The following is a 15,135-nucleotide window of genomic DNA, read 5'->3' as shown; positions in this document are numbered from 1 at the left end:
GACGAAAACTACAGCGGCACAGTGAAAGTCAGCATAGAGGTGGAATCATGAAGAGAGCGGCGATCGTCAGCCCGCTGCGCACTCCCGTCGGAACCTTCGGCGGTACGCTGCGCCCTGTCCCGGCCGAGAACCTGGCCGCCCACATCATCAAGGCCGTCGTCGAGCGCTCCGGAATAGATCCGGCACGGATCGACGACGTATCCTTCGCGCAGTCCTATGCCAATTCCGAAGCGCCTTGCATCGGCCGCTGGGCCGCGCTAGCGGCCGGGCTGCCCATCGAGGTACCCGGCTTCCAGACCGATCGCCGTTGCGGCGGAGGGCTGCAAGCTGTCGTGACCGCCGCCATGATGGTGCAAACCGGAGCCGCCGACGTCGTGCTCGCCGGCGGTGTCGAGAGCATGAGCAACATCGAGTACTACACCCAGGACATGCGGTGGGGCTCCCGGGCGGGCAACGTCACCTTCTATGACCGCCTCGACCGCGGCCGGGAACGCTCCCAACCGGTCGAACGGTTCGGCCACATCAGCGGCATGATCGAAACCGCCGAGAACCTGGCGCGTCGCTATTCCATCACCCGCGAGGCCGCCGACGAATTCGCCGCCGCCAGTCACCGAAAGGCCGCCGCGGCCTGGGAATCCGGCAAGTTCGCGGAGGAGGTGGTCCCTGTACCGGTTCCGCAGCGCAAGGGCGACCCGATCGAATTCGGTCGCGACGAGGGCATCCGTCCCGACTCGACGCGGGATTCCCTCGCAGGGCTGCGGACCCTCATGCCTGACGGTACGGTCACCGCCGGAAACTCGAGCCAGCAGAACGACGCCGCTGCGGCCTGCCTGGTCGTGGCCGAGGACAAGCTCGACGAACTCGGCCTCGAACCCCTCGGGTTCCTCGTCGGCTGGGCGGCCGCGGGCTGCGAGCCCTCCGAGATGGGCATCGGCCCGGTGCCCGCGGTGGAGAAACTGTTCCAGCGCACCGGCCACCGGTTCGACGACATCGACCTCGTCGAACTGAACGAAGCCTTCGCCGTGCAGGTGCTCGCGGTGCTGAAGGGCTGGGGCTTCGACGACCACGACCGGCTCAATGTCAACGGCTCCGGCATCTCGCTCGGCCACCCGATCGGTGCCACCGGCGTGCGCATCCTTACCACCGTGCTGCACGAATTGCGCAGGCGCGGTGGGCGATACGCCCTCGAGACGATGTGCATCGGCGGCGGCCAAGGCATGGCCGCACTGTTCGAAGGAGCCTGATGAACTACGGAATCACCTCGTACGGCACATATCTGCCCGCGCACCGGGTGTCGCTCGCCGATATCGGCGCAACCTTGAACACCAATGCGGGCAAGGGCGTTCGGGTCGCGGCAGCCTTCGATGAGGACAGCACCACGATGGGCGTCGCGGCCGCGACGATCGCGCTCACACCGGGGGGCGCACCCAGGGCGCTGTACTTCGCCACCACCACCCCCGCGTACGCCGACAAGGCCAACGCCACGGCGATCCATGCCGCCCTCGGGCTGCCCGGCGACACGTTCGCCGCCGATCTCGCGGGTTCCGCGCGCAGCGGTATCGCGGCGCTGCTCGCCGCGGGGGAGGCGGGTGGCCTCGCGGTGCTCGCCGACATGCGCGTCGGCCGCCCCGGATCCGCCGACGAGCGGGGCGGCGGGGACGGGGCCGCGGCCTTCCTGTTCGGTGCCCAGCCCATCGCTGAAGTCGTTGCCACCTCATCGGTCACCGAGGAGTTCCTGGACCGCTGGCGTGACCCGCGGTCCGCTACCGGTGAACAGTGGGAAGAACGCTTCGGCATCGAGCGGTACCTGCCGCTCGTGCACCGCGCGGCGGCGGCTGCCCTGGCGCAGGCAGGGCTCGAGGAGACTGATCACGTCGTGCTGGTCTCGCCGAACACCACCTTCGCCAAGCGGGCCGCGAAGGCGGTGGTCGGTAAGCAGTCCACTCGGAATTCGCCCATCGGCCACGCCGGCACCGCCGACGTCGGCCTCGCCCTCGCGGCGGTCCTGGATCAGGCCGCACCGGGGGAGACAGTGCTCGTGGTCTCCGCGGCCGATGGCTGCGATGCTCTGGTGCTGGCGGTCACCGAACGCATAAGGCAAGCGCGACAGCCGATTTCGGTGGCAGCGCAGCTCGAGCAGGGCAGGCCCGTGCCCTACCCGACCTACCTGAACTGGCGTGGCTTGCTGGATCGGGAACCGCCTCGCCGGCCGGAGCCCGATCGGGTGGCCGCACCGCCGTCGGCGCGCGCGACGAGGTGGAAGTTCGCGTTCACCGGCAGCGCGTGCGAATCCTGCGGACTCGTGCACCTGCCACCCGCGCGAGTCTGTAAGCGCTGCGGTGCGATCGACGCCATGACCGAGGTGTCCATGGCCCACAACGAGGGCACGGTCACCACCTTCACCGTCGATCGCCTGGCGTACTCGCCGGCTCCGCCGGTCGTCGAGGCGGTCGTCGATTTCGACGGTGGCGGGCGATACGCCCTCGAGGTCGCCGACGGCGCCGCGGATCGTCTGGCGGTGGGGTCCAGGGTGCGCACCGCCTTCCGTCGCCTGCACAGTGCCGAGGGTGTGCACAACTACTTCTGGAAGGCGCAACTGCTATGAGCAGCAATGGAATTCGTGACAAGGTCGCCATCGTCGCCATGGGCTGCACCCGCTTCGGCGAGCGCTGGGAAAGCTCCGCCGACGATCTGCTCGTCGAAGCCATGGCCGACTGCTTCGACGGCAATCCCCGGCTCGATCGCGCCGAGATCGACGCCTATTGGCTCGGCACGCTGGGCACGGGGCAGAGCGGTCTGACCGCGAGCAAGCCGCTGGGCCTGCAGCACACGCCGGTCACCCGCGTCGAGAACTACTGCGCGAGTGGCTCGGAAGCCTTCCGCAATGCCTGCTATGCCGTCGCCTCCGGTGCCTACGACCGCGTCGTCGCCATCGGCGTGGAAAAACTCAAGGACTCCGGATTCTCCGGCCTGCTGCGCGGCGACCCGCCCAGCGACGGCACCGCATCGGAGCTGTCCCTGACCGCACCCGCGGCCTTCTCACTGCTGGATCCGGCATACTGTGCCAAGTACGGCGTGGACCCGGCACTCATGCGGGATGCCATGACTCACGTCGCGTGGAAAAACCATCACAACGGCGCCTTGAATCCCAAGGCGCAGTTCCGATCCGAGGTCGCGAAGGAAAAGATCGCGGGCGCTGCGCTGGTTGCCGGACGTCTGGGCATCTTCGACTGCTCGGGTGTATCCGACGGTGCGGCCTGCGCGGTGATCGTCCGCGCCGAGGACGCCCTGAAGTACACCGACACACCGCTGTACGTGAAGGGGCTCTCGCTCACCGCGGGGCCGGGACGCGGAGCCGTGGATCCGGACTACGACTTCACCACCTTTCCCGAGGTGGTGGCCAGCGCGCAGGATGCCTACACCCAAGCCGGGATCACCGATCCCCGTACCGAGATCTCCTTCGCCGAGGTGCACGACTGCTTCACGCCGACGGAACTCGTGCTGATGGAGGATTTCGGGTTCACTGATCGAGGACAGGCGTGGAAGGACAGCGTCGCAGGCGATTTCGATCTCGACGGCAGGTTGCCGGTCAATCCCGACGGCGGTCTGAAATCCTTCGGCCATCCGGTCGGCGCCAGCGGACTGCGCATGCTCTATGAGTGCTGGCTGCAATTCCGCGGCGAGGCGGGCGGGCGGCAGGTCGCGAATCCCCGGATGGCCCTCACCCACAACCTCGGTGGCCGGCCGGGCGCCTGTGTGTCCTTCGTTTCCGTGGTCGGTTCGGAACTGGGCTGACCGCAGGACGGCAGGGGCGGGAACATCGAGCTTTCCGCATCGGCACTTGACGTAAAACTATTTCCTAATTTACATTAAATTCGAAAAGGAGGTGGGCCGTTGATCGCCTACGAAGTCGTCGACGACATCGCCTACGTGCGCCTGGATCGACCCGAAGTCCGCAATGCCCTCGACAAGCAGATGGGCGAGCACTTGCTGGAGGTGGCGATCCGGATCGCCAACGACGACAGCCTGCGGGCGGTGCTGATCACCGGGAACGGTCCGGTGTTCAGCGTCGGTGGTGATATCGGGGCATTCTCCGAGGGCGCGGCGGACTTGCCCGATCTGCTCAGCCGTATGGCGCTGCTCATGCACGAGGCGATCCGGTTGCTCGCCCGGGTGAGCGTTCCGATCGTGACGGCGGTCCACGGGGCGTGCGCGGGGGGTGCGCTGGGCCTGTTGTACCCCGCCGATGTGACGATCGCCGCGGCGGGCACCAAGTTCGCCACCGGCTTCGGCCGCATCGGCATCACCGCGGACTCCGGGAACACCTGGTACCTGCCCAAATTCATCGGTATTCGGCGAGCCAGCGAAATGCTGTTCGAGGACCGCGTGATCGACGCCGACACGGCCGCCGACTGGGGGTTGATCACCCGGGTCGTGCCTGCCGACCAGGTCGCGACGGAAGCCGAGGCGACGGTGCGCAAGCTCGCCGCCGGCGCCACCCGTGGCTACGGCGAAATGCGTCGCCTCCTGCACAACTCGTGGACCACCACTCTCGACCACGCACTGTCGGAGGAGACCGCTGCGCTGCGACGCATCGCGCACACGGCCGATGCCTGCGGCGCCATCGAGAGCTTCCTTGCCAAGCGGCCGCCCGCCTTCACCGGAAAGTGAGATAAATCGTTGTCTGCCTTCATCATCGATACTGACGAACGGGCGCTGCTTCGCGAGAGTGTCGCCAAGCTGGCTGCCAAGTACGGTCAGGAGTATTTCCTGGAGCGCTCCCGGTCGGGAGCCAAAGTCGACGAGCTGTGGCGCGATCTCGGCCAAGCGGGGTTGCTCGGGGTGCATCTGCCCGAGGAGTACGGGGGCGGCGGCGCGGGCCTGTCGGAGATGCTCATCGTCATCGAAGAGCTAGCGGCGCAGGGTTTTCCGCTGCTGCTCGCGGTCGTCTCGCCGGCGATCTGCGGTTCGATTGTGGCCGCGCACGGCTCGGACCGGATGAAGGCCGACTGGCTGCCGGGTCTGGCCGACGGCACCCGCAAGATGGCATTCGGCCTGACCGAGCCCGATGCCGGGTCCAATAGCCACAACGTCAGCACCACTGCCCGCCGCGACGGCGAGGACTGGGTGATCTCCGGCGGCAAGTACTTCATCTCGGCCATCGATGAATGCGATGCGATTCTGCTGATCACCCGGGACCCGGAATTCGTCGGTACCTCGCGTTCCCCGTTATCGATGTTCGTGGTGCCCACCGACACGCCCGGTCTGACCCTGCAGCCGCTCCCGACCGCGGTGGTCTCGCCCGACCACCAGTTCACCGTCTTCTTCGACGAGGTCCGGGTCGGTCCCGAGGCACTGATCGGCACCGCGGGCAACGGCCTGCGTCAGGTGTTCGCCGGACTGAATCCGGAACGTATTCTCGCCTCCGGCATCAGCACCGGTATCGGCCGCTACGCCATCACCAAGGCCGTCGCCTATGCCCAGAATCGCGAGGTGTGGTCGGTGCCGATCGGTGCGCACCAAGGGGTTTCGCACCCGCTCGCCGAGGCGCACATCGCGGTCGAGCTCGCGCGCATCGCGGCCTACCGCGCCGCCGAGCTGTTCGACGCGGGACTGCCCGCCGCCGAAGCGGCCAACATCGCGAAGTTCGCCGCGGCCGACGCCTCCCTCGAGGCATTGGACCAGGCGATCCAGACCCATGGCGGCAACGGTCTGGCCCTCGAATACGGCCTTGCGGAGTTGTGGTTCTCCGCGCGCCTGCTCAAGACCGCTCCGGTGAGCCGCGAGATGGTCCTCAATTTTGTCGCGCAGACCAGCCTGAAGCTGCCCGCGTCGTACTGACATCAACTCTGGAAAGTCAAGGGAGACAGAACTAATGCCCGGAGTAACTGATCGTGTGGTCGTCGTCACCGGTGCCGGTGGCGGACTCGGCCGCGAATATGCGCTGCTGCTCGCCAAGGAGGGCGCCCTGGTCGTGGTGAACGACCTCGGCGGTGCCCGGGACGGCTCCGGCTCCGGCACCTCGATGGCCGACGCCGTGGTGCAGGAGATCCGCGATGCCAACGGAACCGCGGTGGCGAACTACGACAACATCGCGACCGAAGAGGGCGCGGCCAATTTGATCAAGACCGCCGTCGACAACTTCGGGACGGTGCACGGCGTCATCCACAACGCCGGCATCCTGCGCGACGGCTCCTTCGCGAAGATGACCGCCGACAACTGGGAGTCGGTCCAGCGGGTGCACCTGTGGGGTGGCTACTACGTCACCCGCGCGGCCTGGCCCTATTTCCGCGAGCAGAACCACGGCCGTATCGTCGTCGCGGCGTCCACCAGTGGGATCTTCGGCAACTTCGGCCAGGCCAACTACGGCGCCGCCAAGCTCGGTCTGGTCGGCCTGATCAACACGCTCGCCATCGAGGGCGGCCGTAACAACATCCGCGCGAACGCTATCGCGCCGCTGGCCGCGACCCGCATGACCGAGGACGTCGCGCCCAAGGAAATGCTCGACAAGCTGCCGCCCGCGCAAGTCGCTGGTGTGGTGGGCTACCTGGTCAGCGATGAATGCGAGGACACCGCGACGGTGATCGTCGCCGGTGGCGGCCAGGTCTACCGGGTCCAGCAGTTCCAGAACAAGGGCGCGGTCTTCGCGACCCCGCCGAGCATCGACGAGGTCGCTGCCCAATGGAAGCAGATCACCGACATGGCGGACGCTGAACCCGGCGCCAACCCGCTCGGCTGAATCAAGGGAGCTGATCATGACCGAAAACAATTGGGACGCACTGGTAATCGGCGCGGGTGCGGGCGGACTGCTCGCGGCCGCACGCCTGTCGCACGCGGGTTACCGCACGCTCGTCGTCGAGCGGCTCGACAAGGTCGGAGGCCGGGCCTCGACCGATGACATCGACGGCTTCAAGGTGAACAACGGCGCCATCGTCATCGAACTGGGCGGCATCACCGAGGAGACCTTCGACGAGGTCGGCGCGAAGTTCGATATCCGCAAGCCGGAACCGCCCATCCTCTACCGCATCGGCGGCAAGGATGTGGATGTCACCGGTGGCGGCTGGGGTTTCCTGCTGTCCAAGTTGACCCGTCAGGGCGCGAAGCTGGTGCAGGGTCTGGGCGCCGCGCGCAACGACAGCGGCCTGCCCGAGGACGAGCTGTCCACCGCCGACTGGGTGGCCAAGTACACGAAGAACGCGTCGGTGCACGGCATCTTCCGCAATATGTGCGGATCGGTGTTCGCCGTCGGTTCCGAGGAGCTGCCCGCGCGGGTGTTCCTCACCTACTTCACCCGTAAGAGCGCTTTCAAGAAGTTCGGTTTCTGCCCGGAGGGCAGCATCGGCGTGTGGAAGTCGCTCGCCGAAGTCGTCGAGAGCAACGGCGGCGCGGTCTGGCTCGACAGCGAGGTGACCTCGCTGTCCCTGACCGACGGCAAGATCACCGGTGCGGTGATCAAGCGCGGCGAGGAAACCGTCGAGGTGACAAGCCGTTTCACCGTCAGCGACATCGGTCCGTTCGCCACCCTGGACCTGGTCGGCCGGGACAACCTGCCCGGCGAGTACGTCGCGCAGGTCGACCAGGCCAACCGCCCGTGCGCCATGATCTCAGTGAACTTCGCCAGCCGGCGCCCGCTGGTCAAGGCTCCCGGCCTGACGAGCTTCGCCCAGAGCCGCCGCCTGTGCTACATCGCGAACTTCACCGCGCTGTGCCCGGAGATGGCCCCCGAGGGCTGGCACCTGTACCAGGGCACCGCCGTGCCGAAGCCGGCCGTCGGTGATTTCGACGAGCAGGCCGAAACCGAGCTGCTGCTGCAGGATCTGCGCGACGAGGTGGACGGCTTCGACGAGGCCCGCATCCTCTCGATCAATGTCACCCGCGACGGCTGGCCGCCGCAGCGCGCGGTCGCCGGCTACGACCTGCCGCACGACACCCCGATCCAGAATCTGTGGAACGTGGGCGACGCGGTGAAAGAGTACGCCAACGGCGGTACCACCGCGTGCGCTGAGACCGCCAAGATCGTTGTGGACAAGATTCGCGACCAGTTCCCGCTTGCGACAGCGTAACCAGGCCCTCTCCCTTCGTGCCGCCGCCGGACCCGGACGGCGGCGCGGGGAGGGACTACCGTGATCGGCGCGGGCCAACAGTGAACGATCACGGTACAAGCTGAGAGGCCGTGGGAAGGGTGTGATCCGTGCGCCCACGGCCTCTCGGTGCATTTCACGCCTCGGCCCCGCCATCGGTGTAACCGGTGAATCCGCTGGGCGCGTGCGGACCGAGGACAGCCTGCTCGAGGACCCCGATGCCGGTGCGCGCCCCCCACCGCGCACGCACGACCTGTTGAACGTGCAGACAGCTCGGGTCCAAGCTGTCGAGTTCATCGATGCGGTGCGTTTCCCCGTCCACCACGAGCTCGTCATGCCAGCGGCCGTGTCCCCACACCGGATGGGTATATCCCGCGCCACGCATCCGGAAGGTCAGCGTCGGTTCCAGGTCGACGATTTCGAGTTCGCCTGAGGCCCGCGTGAATTCGAGCGTGGCGTGGCGGGAACGCCGCAACCCCGGAGCCCAATCGATCTTGTGCCGCATCGATCGGAGATGGTCGATTCCGCAACCGGGCCCCCAGGTGGGAGCATCGCCGTCGATGACCGGCACCAGCGCCGCGGTCTCCGCCCACGGCCTGCCCTCGGCATCCTCGAAAGCCAGCCCATGCAACGCGCAATCGTCGAAATGCAAAGGTGCCCAGAGGAAGAACACCTGTGGCGGTTCGAGGGCGGGAGCCGCCCCCGCTGCGCCCGAGACCGCTCGAACACCCCAGCTTCGGTCCTTGACCCCTAACATGGTCGACGATCCGGTTTCGATGTCGACGGGTTCACCCGCGATTGTCAGCGCTCCGGACCAGCGTCCGAATTGTGTACCGCGAGTGCTGTCCATCCACAATCGGGTGCCCTGATAACGCGTTTGCCGGGCTTCTTCGAGCACGGCGGTGCGCGCATGGTACGTGAGCTCGGCTTCCAATCCGAATTCGGCGGCATCCACGGTGATCCGGTTGATGCGGAAGGGATCCAGGATCTCGATGGTTATCGGGCCGATCCGCAGTTCCCGCTGGTCGAGAGGCAAACGCCCGGAGGCGAACACCGACCGCTGGAAGCCGGCGTGGACGACAGAGAACGCGGCGTCGATGATGCCCTTGTTGGGATAGACGCCCAACGCGACGGCGAAGTAGAGATCGTCCCGAAATCCATTGAACCAGTAGCGATCATAGAAGTCCGGATGGCCGCCTCCCGGCTGCGCCAACGGCAGCGCGGTCTGGTGGATCGGGTATTCGTCCAAAGGTGTCAGCATGGCGGTGACTTTCGAATCGTGGCGCTGTTCACGCGCCCGCGAGTGCGTCGAGGTACTCGAACGCGTTGTTGTCCAGGATGTGGGCGGCATGGCGGTTGGCCATGGTCGTGAACAGCCGGTCCGCATGGTCGGAGCGGACCACACCGATCGAGGCGACCATGGCCACCAAAAATCCGCACAGGGTGTTGATGCGATATTCGTCGTAGCATTGCTCCCACGAATAGTCCTGCACCCCATAGGCATTCAGGCTCTGGTGGTAGTGCCGCAGCAACGCGATCTCCGAATCGCGGCGGACATCGATGTCCAGGCTCGCACCGATGAAGTAGCTGGCATCGATGGGGCCGGGAGCGAGGGTGACGCTCTGCCAGTCGACAACGGTGATCGGCACTTGACCGGCCTTGCCGTGGAACAGCAGGTTGTCGAGCCGGAAGTCGCAGTGCCACAGGCAGCGTGGCTCTCGCAAGGTGTCGGCCCAACGCGCGGCGTAGCCCTGCTCGAGACGAGCGGCGACCTCGTGGGCGGCATCGTCGAGCATGCTGCCGTACCGATCACGAAATACCTGCTGCGCCTGCGGTGCGGCCGCACCGAACTGCTGCCACACGTCCAGCCCGCTGGAGAGCCAGTCGATGTCTCGGAGCGCCGGATTACGCCAGGTGCCGGCGTGCAGCCCGGCAGCCGCCCCGAGTGCGGTGCGGGCGCTGTCCAGGTCACAGCCCGTCAGCTGGTCGAAGGACGTGGTCGGCGCCAGGCTCTCCAGTAGCAGGCAGAAACTGTCCTTGTCCTCGCTGACTTCGGCGTGGTAACAGCGCGGGACGCGCACCGGCAGGTCCGAGGCGAGTTGCTGGTAGAACCGAACCTCGCGCTCGTAACAGCCGACCGAACGGGCGTAGGCCCGGCTGGCCGGGTCGGTGGCGGGCAGTTTGACGACGAATTCGTCGGGCGCACCGGGCGCGGTTCCGGTGTACTTCGGACGCACGAGGAATGCCGAACCGAGCTGGCCCGAGCCCACGCGCATGGTGTCGAGCGCTTCGATCGACCCGCCGTGGTCGAGAACTCCGCCCGCCCGCAGTGTCGCGGTGAGCCATTCGGGTGTGACGTCTTCGATCGAGCTGACAAGTGGTGACATCGAAATGATGCTCCTCGGAGAAGGGAATCGGACTCATCGAGGATGCGACGCCCATCACACGGACGGATCGGTAGATATACGTGACCCCATACGTAGCCGGCGTCACGGCCCGAGCGTTTTCAATTCGAAATTCGAAAAAATGAGGCGCGGCGGGCGAGCTTCTGGAAGCATGGAGCCGGGATGGAACCACAGGTGAACGGGGTGCGCCGCACCCGGGTCGGCACTGACCGGACGAGCTTCGTCGGACGGCGACGGGAACGTGCGGAGATCAAACAGCTGTTCGCCTCGTCAAGTCTGGTGACGATCGTCGGGGCCGGGGGAGTGGGCAAAACCAGGCTGGCTCGGCGCGTGGCGGAGGATCTGTCGCGGGCCTACGCCGCGGGCGTGGTGTTTGTGGAACTGGCGCACGTTCGAGACGGCGCACGGCTGCCCGAAGCCGTGGCCGATGCGCTGGGACTGATGGTGCCTCCGGGCGTCGCGGCGACCGCGGCGCTGTGCGGGTTCCTCGAAGACAAGCATCTGCTGCTGATACTCGACAATTGCGAACAGGTCGCGGCCGCGGCGGCCCGGCTGACCGACGAACTGCTGGGCAGCAGCGCCTCCTTGCGCGTACTGGCCACCAGCCGCGAGCCGCTGAAGGTGACGGGCGAGGCATTGCACGAATTGCGCCCGTTGCCGATCCCGTCCGAACTCACGGCGTGTGACGATCTCCTGCGCTGGGACGCCGTCATCCTGTTCAGCGACCGAGCTCGATCGGTCGTGCCAGGGTTCACGATCACCGACGACAATCGCGCGGCGGTGATGGATATCTGCCGGCAACTCGAGGGAATTCCGCTTGCTCTCGAACTCGCGGCGGTGCGGCTGCGGGCGCTGCCGCCCGCGGTGATCCGGGCGCGCCTGGGTGATCGCCTCCGGCTTCTGACAGACGGCCACCGCACGGCTCCGAGCCGGCAACAGACTCTTCGCGCCTCGCTGGAATGGAGCTTCCAGCTCTGCAGCGACGCCGAGCAGTCACTGTGGGCTCAATTGTCTGTCTTCGCCGACGGATTCGAATTGGATGCCGTCGAGGGTATCTGTGTGCTCCCGGCGGAGGCCGGCGACGTGCTGGACGTGCTGACCGCTCTGGTGGACAAATCGATCGTCATCACTCAGGACGCTGGCGGCGCCGCGCGGTTCCGGATGCTCGAGATGGTTCGGGAATTCGGGGTCGAAGTGCTGGCCGGTCGCGGGGAATCCAGCGCGGTGATCCAGCGCCACAGCCTCTGGTTCGCCGAACTCGCCGCGCGCTCCCGGGCGGATTGGCTGGGGCCGGATCAGTTCGATCGGATGGAGCGGCTTCGTCGCGACCATGCCAACCTGGAGGCTGCCTTGTCGACCCTGGCCGATCCCGGTACGCCCGAGCGGGGATTGCGGATGGCCGCGGATCTCCATTTCTATTGGCTGGCAGGTGGTTTGTTCAATACCGGGCGACATTGGCTGCGCACCATGCTCGCGACGCGGGCATCGGCGGGCGGCCGCTGCGAGGCCCTGCATTCGGCGATCTGGCTGGCATTGATGCAGGGTGACGTCGAGGTTTCGACGCAACTGCTCGACGAGCTGACCCTGGCCGCGGGCACGGATACCTTCCTCGGCGCGCTGCGAGATCAAGCTGCCGGCCTGTGCGCGCTGTACCGGTCGAGCCTGGACGAGAGTTCTCGCCTGTTGCGGTGCGCCGCACGGTCTTTCGGCGACGCCGGCGCGGATGCGCGATGGGTGGAGACCTTGCTGTTGCTGGTCGTGGCGGCGGCCCTCGGGGCCGATGCCGGCGACGCCGCCATACTGCAGCAGCAGGCGACGGCGTTGCTGATCGAGCGCGGCGAACGGTGGTTCTGCTCATATCTTCTGTGGGCGGAGGCGCTGATCGTGTGGCAGGGCGGCACTTTGTCGCCGGCGATCGCGCTCACCGTGCGCAGCCTGGCGATGAAGGCGGGCTCCGACGATCGACTGGGGTTTGCCCTGTGCCTCGAATCGCTTGGATGGATGCATGCCACTGGTGACAGTTGTGAGCTGGCGGCGACATTTCTCGGCGCCGCCGACCGTTTGTGGGAGCCGATGGCGACGTCGACCCGGGCGCTCGAGGGCCTGCAGCGCAATCGGTCCCGGTGTGAGACCCTGGTGCGGGAACGACTGTCCCCCAAGGCTTTCGATCAGGCCTATACCGACGGCCGCACCCGGACCCTGCACGAGACACTCGCTCTCGCCGAGGGAATCCGGCGCCGCCGGCCCCAGGGCGGCGGGGACACGACGCCGGATCGGCGACAGACGTCGACCTCTCCGCTCACAGCACGCGAATACGAGGTCGCGAGTCTGGTCGCGGAAGGCTTCACCAACCGCGAGATCGCGGAAGCCCTGGTGATCTCCCGGCGAACGGCCGAAACGCACGTGCAGCAAATTCTCATGAAATTGGGTGTGGACTCCAGGACCCGCATCGCCCGGTGGCTACACGAGACAGGACAGCGGTGATGGATCCACGCGAACTGGCAGCGGCACTGGGCCGTGAGCGACACGAAGTGCTGCGATTCTGCGGCGACCTCGACGATGTCGAATGGCGGACAACGAGCCGTGCCGGGGATGTCCGGTGGACCTGCGCGCCCGAGCCGGACGAATTGCGCGACCACATCCTCGCCGTCGAGACGTTCGAGCGCGGCGTGGCCGGTCAGCGCTGTGAACAGCGTGGCACCGAGACTGTAGATATCCGACCGAACCGTCGATGTGCGTCCGGCCAGCACTTCGGGCGCGGTGAAGGCCGGAGATCCGGTCACTTCGCCGGTGCCGGTCTCGAAACCACCGGCGACGTGTACTCGCCGGATCGTCGACGGTCATGACTCGTCCTCGACACTGACTGCGATCGTGGATCAAGGATACGACCGTGGGCAATCGTCCCGCAGTCCTCGGCGGCCGCGCTCGGATCCGCCCTGACTGTCGTCGGCGTGTTGACGTGCCCGCGCATTCTAATTTAATCTCAATTAAGTAGCACTGAGTGGAAGGTGAGCGAGTTGTCCCAAGAAAACCTTGTAGTGGTCGGAGCATCCCTCGCCGGCTTGCGGGCGGCGGAAGCCGCCCGCAAGACAGGCTTCGAGGGCGGCATCACGCTGATCGGCAGTGAAGAACATCTGCCGTACGACCGGCCGCCGCTGTCGAAGGCGTACCTCGAGCAACTGCCGGTCGGAGAGGGTCCGGCGTCGACGCACTTTCGCACCGAGGACGTCTTGCGGGACGAACTCGGTGTCGAACTCGTGCTCGGCGCGCCGGCGACTGGGTTGGACACCGACGGCAAGCGTGTCCTGGTCGGTGACCGGGCCGTAGCCTACGATGCGCTCGTGATCGCGACGGGCGCCGACGCCCGCGCTCTGCCGGGCTCGGCGGGCATGGATGGTGTGCATACCCTGCGGACTCTCGATGACGCGATCGCGATTCGGCGAGCGCTCGATTCGGGGGCACGCACCGTCGTCGTCGGGGCGGGTTTCATCGGCTCGGAGGTCGCTGCGGGCGCCCGCAAGCGTGGCCTCGGTGTGACCATTCTGGAAGCTCTGCCCACTCCGCTGGTCCGGGCGGTGGGTGAGCGCATGGGCGCGGCAGTCGCCGCCCTCCATGAGCGGAACGGCACCAACCTGCGCTGCGGCGTGGGCGTGAGCGGACTGGAGGGGGATGGCCGGGTCGAGCGGGTCCTGTTGACCGACGGCAGCGCCATCGAAGCCGACCTGGTCGTCGTCGGCATCGGTGCGATTCCCGCGACCGGCTGGCTCGAGGGCTCCGGGCTGCGCCTCGACAACGGCGTGGTCTGCGACGAGACGCTGTGGACGGGCGTCGATCGGGTCTACGCCGCGGGTGACGTGGCCCGCTGGCACAACCCGCTGTTCGACCGGCTGATGCGGTTGGAGCACTGGACGAGTGCCGCCGAGCAGGGCGCACTGGCCGCTCGCAACGCACTCGACCCCGAATCGGCCAAGCCGTACCAGACCGTGCCCTATTTCTGGTCCGACTGGTATGACAGCCGGATCCAGTTCGTCGGTGTCCCGACGGCCGACGAGATCACGATCGTGGACGGTGATCCGGACGCCGGCGGCCGTTGGATCGCGCTGTATCGCGAAGGCGACAGGCTCGGGGGCGTCCTCGCGGTCAACGGCCAGAACGTGATCATGAAGTACCGCGGCCTCCTGATGCGGAAGGCGAGTTGGGACGAGGCACTCGCGTTCGCCGCCACACGCCGCACCAGCTCGGTCTCCCCGGTGTGATCGGCCTCGGGCAGTGCACGGTCTGAGCCCTCGGCCGACGCGGCAGTAGTTGGCGTCATGGAAAGCACATATCGGGCATCGCGGGTCTCCCCTGTGCTTCAGCAGCTCCTCCGGGTCGAGGTCCGCTTCGACTGTCTCGGCGATGTCCAGCTGGAATACGCGGCCCCGGCCTCGGAAGCGCGCCACTTCGCCGCGGCCATGATCCGGCGGGGCTATCAGGTCTTGGTGGACGGGAAGGTGCGGTGGGGGCTGAGCCCGCTGCCCTGCCGCCGTCTCTGGCGCTACGGATGAGAGCCGGTGTCATTATTCGGGCTAGAATTTAATCTATGTTCCAATATACTGATTTCCAGGGCTGACCGAACATGGCGGCGACGTACCAGGCGTAGTGGCACA

12 protein-coding genes and 1 pseudogene are annotated in these 15,135 nt (G+C 66.9%); 10 read left to right on the top strand and 3 right to left on the bottom strand.

The window, feature by feature from the left end:
* Positions 1-47 precede the first annotated feature (47 nt).
* From ACFYOW_RS15370 to ACFYOW_RS15340, 7 genes are all read left to right on the top strand, one after another.
* Positions 48-1,244, top strand: a complete 1,197-nt coding sequence (locus ACFYOW_RS15370) for an acetyl-CoA C-acetyltransferase (RefSeq protein ID WP_387288253.1) — start codon at positions 48-50, stop codon at positions 1,242-1,244.
* A complete protein-coding gene (locus tag ACFYOW_RS15365) occupies positions 1,244-2,605 on the top strand; it encodes an OB-fold domain-containing protein (RefSeq protein ID WP_387288252.1) in 1,362 nt (453 codons plus the stop codon). Before ACFYOW_RS15370 ends, ACFYOW_RS15365 begins: the two co-directional genes overlap by 1 nt.
* Complete coding sequence (locus ACFYOW_RS15360) at positions 2,602-3,795, top strand: acetyl-CoA acetyltransferase (protein ID WP_387288251.1); 1,194 nt, start codon at positions 2,602-2,604, stop codon at positions 3,793-3,795. The genes ACFYOW_RS15365 and ACFYOW_RS15360 overlap by 4 nt, the downstream gene beginning before the upstream one ends.
* Before the next feature lie 99 nt (positions 3,796-3,894).
* Positions 3,895-4,671: an enoyl-CoA hydratase/isomerase family protein gene (locus ACFYOW_RS15355; protein WP_387288249.1), complete on the top strand. Its 777-nt coding sequence runs from the start codon at positions 3,895-3,897 to the stop codon at positions 4,669-4,671.
* 9 nt (positions 4,672-4,680) lie between these two features.
* On the top strand, positions 4,681-5,841 hold the full coding sequence (locus ACFYOW_RS15350) for an acyl-CoA dehydrogenase family protein (RefSeq protein ID WP_387288247.1): 1,161 nt from the start codon (positions 4,681-4,683) through the stop codon (positions 5,839-5,841).
* A 34-nt stretch (positions 5,842-5,875) separates the two neighbouring features.
* Positions 5,876-6,739: an SDR family NAD(P)-dependent oxidoreductase gene (locus ACFYOW_RS15345; protein WP_387288245.1), complete on the top strand. Its 864-nt coding sequence runs from the start codon at positions 5,876-5,878 to the stop codon at positions 6,737-6,739.
* Between the two features lie 16 nt (positions 6,740-6,755).
* Positions 6,756-8,063: a phytoene desaturase family protein gene (locus ACFYOW_RS15340; RefSeq protein WP_387288244.1), complete on the top strand. Its 1,308-nt coding sequence runs from the start codon at positions 6,756-6,758 to the stop codon at positions 8,061-8,063.
* A gap of 154 nt (positions 8,064-8,217) precedes the next feature.
* Here ACFYOW_RS15340 and ACFYOW_RS15335 read toward each other — a convergent pair whose 3' ends face one another.
* Together ACFYOW_RS15335 and ACFYOW_RS15330 are read right to left on the bottom strand one after the other, a co-directional pair.
* Positions 8,218-9,342, bottom strand: coding sequence for a hypothetical protein (locus ACFYOW_RS15335; RefSeq protein ID WP_387288242.1), 1,125 nt, complete (start codon positions 9,340-9,342; stop codon positions 8,218-8,220).
* 28 nt (positions 9,343-9,370) lie between these two features.
* Positions 9,371-10,468, bottom strand: coding sequence for a phosphotransferase family protein (locus ACFYOW_RS15330; RefSeq protein ID WP_387288240.1), 1,098 nt, complete (start codon positions 10,466-10,468; stop codon positions 9,371-9,373).
* Positions 10,469-10,648: 180 nt separating this feature from the next.
* On the opposite strand from ACFYOW_RS15330, the gene ACFYOW_RS15325 reads away from it, so the two are divergent.
* Positions 10,649-12,970 (top strand): ATP-binding protein, encoded by a 2,322-nt coding sequence (locus ACFYOW_RS15325; protein WP_387288238.1) that lies wholly within the window; start codon positions 10,649-10,651, stop codon positions 12,968-12,970.
* A gap of 107 nt (positions 12,971-13,077) precedes the next feature.
* On the opposite strand, the pseudogene ACFYOW_RS15320 reads toward ACFYOW_RS15325, so the two are convergent.
* Positions 13,078-13,305: pseudogene (locus ACFYOW_RS15320) on the bottom strand (hypothetical protein); the annotation flags it as partial.
* Positions 13,306-13,503: 198 nt separating this feature from the next.
* On the opposite strand from ACFYOW_RS15320, the gene ACFYOW_RS15315 reads away from it, so the two are divergent.
* Positions 13,504-14,742, top strand: a complete 1,239-nt coding sequence (locus ACFYOW_RS15315) for an NAD(P)/FAD-dependent oxidoreductase (RefSeq protein ID WP_387288237.1) — start codon at positions 13,504-13,506, stop codon at positions 14,740-14,742.
* 57 nt (positions 14,743-14,799) lie between these two features.
* On the top strand, positions 14,800-15,033 hold the full coding sequence (locus tag ACFYOW_RS15310; RefSeq protein ID WP_387288236.1) for a hypothetical protein: 234 nt from the start codon (positions 14,800-14,802) through the stop codon (positions 15,031-15,033).
* Positions 15,034-15,135 lie beyond the last annotated feature (102 nt).

This window comes from Nocardia sp. NPDC006982, from assembly GCF_042869435.1.
In the GTDB taxonomy this organism is placed as follows: domain Bacteria; phylum Actinomycetota; class Actinomycetes; order Mycobacteriales; family Mycobacteriaceae; genus Nocardia.
This window is presented reverse-complemented; position numbering and strand designations above follow the sequence as displayed.

Bases quoted from the DNA above. Each gene is read 5' to 3' on its own strand.
- ACFYOW_RS15370 (WP_387288253.1), top strand. From the start codon at position 48: ATGAAGAGAGCGGCGATCGTCAGCCCGCTGCGCACTCCCGTCGGAACC.
- ACFYOW_RS15335 (WP_387288242.1), bottom strand. From the start codon at position 9,342: ATGCTGACACCTTTGGACGAATACCCGATCCACCAGACCGCGCTGCCG.
- ACFYOW_RS15345 (WP_387288245.1), top strand. From the start codon at position 5,876: ATGCCCGGAGTAACTGATCGTGTGGTCGTCGTCACCGGTGCCGGTGGC.
- ACFYOW_RS15325 (WP_387288238.1), top strand. From the start codon at position 10,649: ATGGAACCACAGGTGAACGGGGTGCGCCGCACCCGGGTCGGCACTGAC.
- ACFYOW_RS15310 (WP_387288236.1), top strand. From the start codon at position 14,800: ATGGAAAGCACATATCGGGCATCGCGGGTCTCCCCTGTGCTTCAGCAG.
- ACFYOW_RS15360 (WP_387288251.1), top strand. From the start codon at position 2,602: ATGAGCAGCAATGGAATTCGTGACAAGGTCGCCATCGTCGCCATGGGC.
- ACFYOW_RS15365 (WP_387288252.1), top strand. From the start codon at position 1,244: ATGAACTACGGAATCACCTCGTACGGCACATATCTGCCCGCGCACCGG.
- ACFYOW_RS15340 (WP_387288244.1), top strand. From the start codon at position 6,756: ATGACCGAAAACAATTGGGACGCACTGGTAATCGGCGCGGGTGCGGGC.
- ACFYOW_RS15330 (WP_387288240.1), bottom strand. From the start codon at position 10,468: ATGTCACCACTTGTCAGCTCGATCGAAGACGTCACACCCGAATGGCTC.